Origin of the sequence: Micromonospora parastrephiae (genome assembly GCF_016802865.1) — a bacterium.
Classification (GTDB): domain Bacteria; phylum Actinomycetota; class Actinomycetes; order Mycobacteriales; family Micromonosporaceae; genus Micromonospora; species Micromonospora parastrephiae.
Window position 1 is genome coordinate 1 of record NZ_JAEVHM010000248.1, and the last position, 6,353, is coordinate 6,353.

Genomic DNA, 6,353 nt, shown 5'->3' on the forward strand with positions numbered 1-6,353 from the left:
TGCTGGGCACCCGCGGGCCGACTGGCGTCGCGGCCGTGGTGGTGGCGCTGGGCCTGGTGGCCGCGCTGGGCGGCTGGTGGTTCGGCGTCGGCCGGTACACGTCCGCCCCGCAGCTGGTCAGCCTGAGCAAGGCCGACGCGCAGGCGCGGGCCGACCGCGCCGGCCTCACCCTGGCGTACGGTGAGCCGCGCTTCGACGAGAAGGTCCCGAAGGACAGCGTGCTGGGGCAGAGCCCGGCGTCGTCCGCCAAGATCGTCAAGGGTGGCACGATCACCCTGACCCTCTCGCTGGGCCCGGAGCGCTTCCCCGTGCCGGACGTGATCGGCAAGGAGTACGAGCTGGCCGAGGCCGACCTGGTCAACGTGAAGCTGGTGGTGGCCAAGGGCGCCTCCCGCTACGACGACACCCTGCCGGCCGGAGTCGTACTGGACAGCTCCCCCAAGGTGGGCACCGAGGTCAAACCGGGCGCGAAGATCACGCTCATCCTGAGCCGGGGCCGCGCGCCGGTGTCGGTGCCGAACCTGGTCGGCAAGAGCCTCACCGAGGCCCGTACCGCCCTGGCCGGGCTCGGCCTGGTGCCGGTGGAGACGTTCAAGGACTCCGACAAGCCCAAGGACGAGATCCTGGGTCAGAGCCCGGCCGACGGTGCCGGCGTGGAAAAGGGCACCCAGGTCAAGCTGGACGTCAGCAAGGGGCCACCGCTCGCGGTCGTGCCCCGGGTGATCGACCTGCCCTGTCAGCAGGCCAAGCAGCTGCTGGAGAGCCAGGGCTATCCGGTGACGGTCGCGCTCAACCCGAACGCCGTGGTCCGGATCCAGGCTCCCGGCGAGAATTCGCAGGTGCCTCCGGGCACCCCGGTCGTCATCACGTGCTTCTGATGCCGGCGGTCTGCTCGCGGCCGGTGGGCGCGCACACTCCGACCTCCGGGGGGCTGGCGAAGGCGACCCTGCCGTACGCCGACGCGACCGGCGCCCAGGTGGTGCAGGTCTACGTGTCCAACTCCCGGGGCTGGGCGCTGCCCGCCGGTGACCCCGCGCAGGACATGCTGTTCCGGGAGGGTTGCGCCGAGCGGGGCATCTCGGCGTTCATCCACGCCTCGCTGCTGGTCAACCTGGGCTCCCCCACCCCGGCCACGGTTGAGCGGTCGGCACAGACGCTGGCGCACGCGCTGCGCCGGGGAGTCGCGATCGGCTCTCGGGCGGTGGTGTTCCACGCGGGCAGTTCGGTGGAGGAGGAGCACGCCGAGGCGGCGATGCGACAGGTCCGCAGGGAGCTGTTGCCGCTGCTCGACTGGGCCGCCGAGGCCGGCGGGCCGATGCTGCTGGTCGAGCCGAGTGCGGGCGGCGGCCGGTCGCTCGCCTCCCGGGTGGAGCAGCTCGGGCCCTACCTGGACGCGGTGGACCGGCACCCCATGCTCGGGGTCTGCTTCGACACCTGCCACGCCTGGGCGGCCGGGCACGACCTGGCCGCCGAGGGCGGCATGACGGCGACCCTGGACACGCTGGTGGCCACGGTGGGTGCGGATCGGCTGCGGCTGGTGCACGCCAACGACTCGAAAGACCTGTGCGGCTCCACCCGGGACCGGCACGAGAACATCGGCAAGGGCACCATCGGCGAACCCGCCTTCGCCGAGTTGATGGCCCACCCGGCCACCGCCGGCGTGCCGATCGTCGTGGAGACCCCCAGCGAGAAGCAGCAGGGCCACGCCGCCGACATCGAAACCCTCACCCGCCTGGGCGCCAGCTCACCTCGTTGATCAAGAGGTTCGCGTCATCCCGAGGCCGGAATCTGACGCGAACCTCTTGATCAACCCGGCGAGGGCTCAGGCGGACAGGATGCGGGGCAGAGCCTTGACGGCCCGGTCGATGTCGGCGTCGTCGACGCCCAGGTGGGTGACCAGACGTGCGGTGCGGGGGCCGAGCACCGAGATCAGTACGCCCTCGGCCCGCGCGGCGGCGGCCAGGGCACGCGCGTCCAGTGCGTGCTTCGTCAGGTCCAACGCGACGAGGTTGGTGCGGACCGTGGTGGCGAGCACCCCGAACGGCGCGATCACCTCGGCGAGCCGGGCCGCCCGGGCGTGGTCGTCGGCCAGCCGGTCGATGTGGTGCGCGAGCGCGTACCGGCCGGCGGCGGCCAGAACGCCGGCCTGGCGCATGCCGCCACCCATCCGCTTGCGGATCATGCGGGCCCGGTCGATCTTCTCCGCGCTGCCCACCACCAGCGAACCGACCGGCGCGCCGAGGCCCTTGGAGAGGCAGACCGACAACGTGTCGAAGAGCTGGCCGTACTCGGCGAGGGGCACCCCGTCGGCGACGTGCGCGTGCCAGATCCGGGCGCCGTCGCAGTGCAGCGCGACCCCCGCCTCGTCGGCGACGCCGCGCAGATGGCGCAGCGTGGCCAGCGGAATGACACCACCGCCGCCACGGTTGTGGGTCTGCTCGACCGCGATGGCGCGGGTGGGGACGGCGAAGTAGCCGTCCGGACGGATCATCCGGGCGACCGTCTCCGGGTCGATGTCCGCGCCGACCGCCGGCCAGGTCCGCGAGGAGATCCCACCGTACGCGGCGGCGGCGCCGATCTCGTACGTCACCACGTGCGCGTCGGCGTCGCAGAGCAGCTCGTCACCGGGCGACACCAGCAGTTGCAGAGCGATCTGGTTGGCCATCGACCCGCTCGGGGCGAACAGCGCTGCCTCGTGCCCGAACAGCGCGGCGACCTCGGCCTCCAACGCGTTGACGGTCGGGTCCTCGCCGTAGACGTCGTCGCCGACCTCGGCGGTGGCCATCGCCTCCCGCATCCCGGCCGTGGGCCGGGTCACCGTGTCGGACCGCAGGTCCACGAATGTGTCAGTCACTGTCATCCCTTCGGCTGTCGACTGCGGGGCTCGCAAGCTCACTCCTCGCGCCAGCCATAGTCATCCCTTCGGCTGTCGACTGCGGGGCTCGCAAGCTCACTCCTCGCGCCAGCCATAGTCATCCCTTCGGCTGTCGACTGCGGGGCTCGCAAGCTCAGCCACGGAGCATCTCCGCCACCAGGAAGGCAAGCTCCAACGACTGCTGGGTGTTCAGTCGCGGGTCGCAGGCGGTCTCGTACCGGTCGGGCAGGTCGAGGTCCTCGATGCCCTGGGCACCACCGAGGCACTCGGTGACGTCCTCGCCGGTCAACTCGACGTGCAGGCCGCCGGGGTGGGTGTCCAGGCCCCGATGCACCTCGAAGTAGCCGAGCACCTCGTCGACGATCCGGTCGAAGTGCCGGGTCTTGTAGCCGTTGGACGACTCGTGGGTGTTGCCGTGCATCGGGTCGCACTGCCAGACGACCTTGGCGCCGGCGGCGGTGACCTTGGCCACGATCGGCGGCAGGGCGTCGCGCACCCGATGGTTGCCCATCCGGCTGATCAGGGTGAGCCGGCCGGGGATGTTGTCCGGGTTGAGCTTCTCGCACAGCTCGATCGCCTCGTCCGGGGACGTGGTCGGGCCGAGCTTGACGCCGATCGGGTTGGCGATGCGGGAGACGAAGTCGATGTGCGCGCCGGTGATCTGCCGGGTGCGCTCGCCGACCCAGAGGAAGTGCCCGGAGAGCCCGTACGCCCGGCGGTCGGAGACCCGGGTGAGCGCCCGGTCGTACTCCAGGGCGAGGGCCTCGTGGGAGCAGTACAGAGTGACGGTACGCAGCGCCTCGTCGTCGGTCAGCCCGCAGGCCCTGATGAAGGCCAGCGCGCGGTCGATCTCCCGGGCGATCGCCTCGTAGCGCTCCCCCGCCGGGGAGTTCTTCACGAACCCCTTGTTCCAGTCGTGCACGGCGTGCAGGTCGGCGAGCCCACCGGCGAGGTACGCCCGGAGCATGTTCATGGCCGCCGCCGAGTTGGCGTACGCCCGGATCATGCGCTGCGGGTCGGCGACCCGGGCGGCCGGGTCGGCCTCCAGCGAGTTGATCAAGTCGCCGCGGTAGGCGGGCAGGCCACGCGCGTCGGTGGGCAGTGAGCGGGGCTTGGTGTACTGGCCGGCGACCCGGGCGACCTTGACCACCGGCAGCGACGCGCCGTAGGTGAGCACGATCGCCATCTGCAGCAGGGTGCGGGCGTTGGCCAGCAGGTGACTCTCGGTGTTGTCGGCGAACGTCTCGGCGCAGTCACCGCCCTGCAGCAGGAACGCCTTGCCCTCGCAGACCAGGGCCAGCTTCTGCCGCAGCTGGTCCACCTCGTAGGGCGCGACGACCGACGGCACGGTGTCGAGCACCTTGCACACCTCGGCGACGGTCGCCGGATCGGACCACGGCGGGGTCTGCTCGCGGGGCAGCTCCCGCCACCGGTCCAGACCGAGGGCGGCGTCCTCGGCGGAGTCGACGGTCGGTCGGCTGGTCTGCAGGCCCGGGCTACCCACCGCGGGATGGCTCAGCTGATGCCACTCATGGCGCATGAGAGAAAGCGTACGGCGACCGTCGGGCCGCGTGGTCGGCGAGGGGGACGGTTCCGGCTGATGGGAGATCGACTCCGGTGGGCGCCGGTCAGGACGACGGCGAGCGGACAGCGCCGTCCGGCGTCGGGCTGGCGGCCGCGGCGTCACCCGGCGCCTCGCCCGCGATGCACCAGTCGCTTCCGTCGCGGGTGACGGTGAACACCAGCGGCCGGGTGACCTTGTGCTTGCCGGCGGTGATCGAGACGGAGACGCTGACCTCCTGCCCGCGCGGGCCCGGCTGGACGCCGGTGATGGTCGCCTGGGGCACCTCGAAGTGATCGGCGAAGTCGCCGTTGGGGCCGGTGGCGCTCAGGTCGAACCCCTTCTGAAGTACCGCGCAGAGCTGGCTGCGGCCGGCGGCGACGTCCTTGGCGGTCATCGCGTCGAGGTAAGCCTGCACCCGCTCGCGGGACCGGGTGGCGGCCTCCTCGGCGGGGGCCCGCTCGGGCTTGGCCGCCTGCTCCTCGTCACCGCCGCCGATGCCGCAGCGACCAGGGCCACCGGCAACAGCGCAAACCCGGCGGCGGTCGCCGCCAGCCTGCGGTGGGTCGGGCGCATGACCACCTCCGTCGACCGTGCCATCGAGACGTGCCGAGCCGCGAGTCTGCCACATCGGCCCGACCCGACGCCGTCGGCCCGGCCGACGCTGGGCGTCGACCGGGCCGGTGCGTCACGGGCGGGGAGGGGCGGTGCGAGCCCCTCCCCGCCGTGTGGGTGGTGCGTCGGCCCTCGGCTCAGCCGAGGCCGCCCTTGATGGCGCCGATGAGCTCACCGTTGCTGGTGTCACCGGAGAGCTCCCAGAAGAACGCGCCACCGAGGCCCTGGTTTTTCGCGTACGTCATCTTGCCGTTGATGGTCGACGGGGTGTCGTAGCTCCACCAGTTGCTGCCGCACTTGGCGTACGCGGTGCCGGCGATCGTGCCGGTGGCCGGGCAGGTGTTCTTGAGGACCTTGTAGTCCTCGATGCCCGCCTCGTAGGTGCCCGGTGCCGCGCCGGTGGCGCTGCCGCCCGGTGCCGCCTGGGTGACGCCGGTCCAGCCCCGGCCGTAGAAGCCGATGCCGAGCAGCAACTTGTTGGCGGGGACGCCCTTGCTCTTGAGCTTCTGGATCGCCGCGTCGGAGTTGAAGCCCTGCTGCGGGATCCCGGTGTACGAGGTGAGCGGCGAGTGCGGGGCGGTGGGGCCCTGCGCGTTGAAGGCGCCGAAGTAGTCGTACGTCATCGGCATCAGCCAGTTGAGGTTGCCGATGGCACCGGCGTAGTCGGTGGCGTCGATCTTGCCGCCGTTACTGCCGTCCGCCGTGATGGCGGCGGTGACCAGAGCGTTCGAGCCGAACTTCGACCGAAGGGCGCTGATCACGTTCTTGAACGCGTTCGGACCGCTGGTGTCACAGGTCAGGCCGCAGGCGTTGGGGTACTCCCAGTCGACGTCGATGCCGTCGAAGACGTCGGCCCAGCGCGGGTCCTCCACCAGGTTGTAGCAGCTCTCGGCGAACGCGGCCGGGTTCTGCGCGGCCTGCGTGAAGCCGCCGGACCAGGTCCAGCCGCCGAACGACCAGATCACCTTGAGGTGCGGGTTCATCTGCTTGAGCTTGCGCAGCTGGTTGAAGCTGCCGCGCAGCGGCTGGTCCCACGTGTCGGCGACGCCGTCCACGCTGTCCGCCGCGGTGTACGCCTTCTCGTAGTCGGCGTAGCTGTCACCGATGGCGCAGCGGCCACCGGTGGTGTTGCCGAAGGCGTACAGGATGTGGGTCAGCTTGGCGGCCGAGCCGCTGGTCTGGATGTTCTTGACGTGGTAGTTGCGCTCGACCTCGACCGTGAAGTCGACGTGGCCAGGCGTGTCGATGATCTGGATCGTGTGGCCCTTCCACTCACACTTGGTAGCAGCGGAGGTGATGGTG

Annotated in this window: 6 protein-coding genes; 2 read left to right on the forward strand and 4 right to left on the reverse strand. The window is 71.2% G+C overall.

The features are described 5' to 3' along the window. Both JNW91_RS28375 and JNW91_RS28380 read left to right on the forward strand, forming a co-directional pair. On the forward strand, nt 1-878 hold an 878-nt coding region (locus tag JNW91_RS28375; protein ID WP_203178535.1), incomplete at its 5' end, for a PASTA domain-containing protein. Next, entirely contained in the window at nt 878-1,756 is an 879-nt protein-coding gene (locus JNW91_RS28380) for a deoxyribonuclease IV (protein WP_203178537.1), read from the forward strand. The genes JNW91_RS28375 and JNW91_RS28380, both read left to right, overlap by 1 nt. Nucleotides 1,757-1,822: 66 nt before the next feature. On the opposite strand, the gene JNW91_RS28385 is transcribed toward JNW91_RS28380, so the two are convergent. From JNW91_RS28385 to JNW91_RS28400, 4 genes are all read right to left on the reverse strand, one after another. Then, entirely contained in the window at nt 1,823-2,854 is a 1,032-nt protein-coding gene (locus JNW91_RS28385) for a threonine aldolase family protein (protein WP_203178540.1), read from the reverse strand. 154 nt (nt 2,855-3,008) lie between these two features. Continuing rightward, entirely contained in the window at nt 3,009-4,415 is a 1,407-nt protein-coding gene (locus JNW91_RS28390; RefSeq protein ID WP_203178542.1) for a class II 3-deoxy-7-phosphoheptulonate synthase, read from the reverse strand. An 88-nt stretch (nt 4,416-4,503) separates the two neighbouring features. Beyond that, the gene (locus JNW91_RS28395) at nt 4,504-5,067 is read right to left on the reverse strand and encodes a hypothetical protein (protein ID WP_407664398.1); all 564 of its coding nucleotides are present in this window, start codon (nt 5,065-5,067) and stop codon (nt 4,504-4,506) included. Between the two features lie 121 nt (nt 5,068-5,188). After that, the coding region (locus JNW91_RS28400) for a glycoside hydrolase family 18 protein (protein WP_238425860.1) at nt 5,189-6,353 on the reverse strand (1,165 nt) is incomplete at its 5' end.

Coding starts and splice junctions, on each gene's coding strand:
- JNW91_RS28380 (WP_203178537.1), top strand. CDS start 878: ATGCCGGCGGTCTGCTCGCGGCCGGTGGGCGCGCACACTCCGACCTCC.
- JNW91_RS28390 (WP_203178542.1), bottom strand. CDS start 4,415: ATGCGCCATGAGTGGCATCAGCTGAGCCATCCCGCGGTGGGTAGCCCG.
- JNW91_RS28395 (WP_407664398.1), bottom strand. CDS start 5,067: ATGTGGCAGACTCGCGGCTCGGCACGTCTCGATGGCACGGTCGACGGA.